This window comes from Bradyrhizobium sp. IC3123, from assembly GCF_020193625.1.
In the GTDB taxonomy this organism is placed as follows: domain Bacteria; phylum Pseudomonadota; class Alphaproteobacteria; order Rhizobiales; family Xanthobacteraceae; genus Bradyrhizobium; species Bradyrhizobium yuanmingense.
This window is the reverse complement of the sequence record NZ_JADYVF010000064.1, coordinates 1-441: the sequence shown is the minus strand read 5'-3', so window position 1 is coordinate 441 and position 441 is coordinate 1. Positions and strand designations below refer to the sequence as shown.

Annotated in this window: 1 protein-coding gene; it reads left to right on the top strand. The window is 40.4% G+C overall.

The window, feature by feature from the left end:
* Positions 1-142: 142 nt before the first annotated feature.
* Positions 143-441: ATP-grasp domain-containing protein (locus tag I6F20_RS37635; protein ID WP_346277284.1), on the top strand; the 299-nt coding region annotated here is incomplete at its 3' end.

Sequence of the window (441 nt, the reverse complement as noted above, 5' to 3'; positions counted from 1 at the left end):
GCTGAAACAATGTATTGTGTGTGATACAAGAGGTGTTAGCCTTTATAAAACATCGTGATACGAGAGGGAATCTGTTTACAATAGCGCTTACATTTCCTATAATTGTACTTGAACTTAACCTTAAGAAACAGGAGGATGGAGTATGAATATCCATGAGTATCAAGGAAAAGAAATTTTTCGCTCAATGGGCGTAGCAGTACCAGAAGGGCGTGTGGATTTTTCTGCTGAAGAAGCTGTTGAGAAAGCGAAAGAGTTAGACACAGATGTATATGTTGTTAAAGCGCAAATCCATGCGGGGGGACGTGGTAAAGCTGGTGGTGTGAAAATCGCTAAGTCTTTATCAGAAGTTGAAGCATATGCAAATGAGTTGCTTGGAAAAGTTCTCGTGACACACCAAACAGGTCCTGAAGGTAAAGAAGTGAAGCGTCTTTACATTGAAGA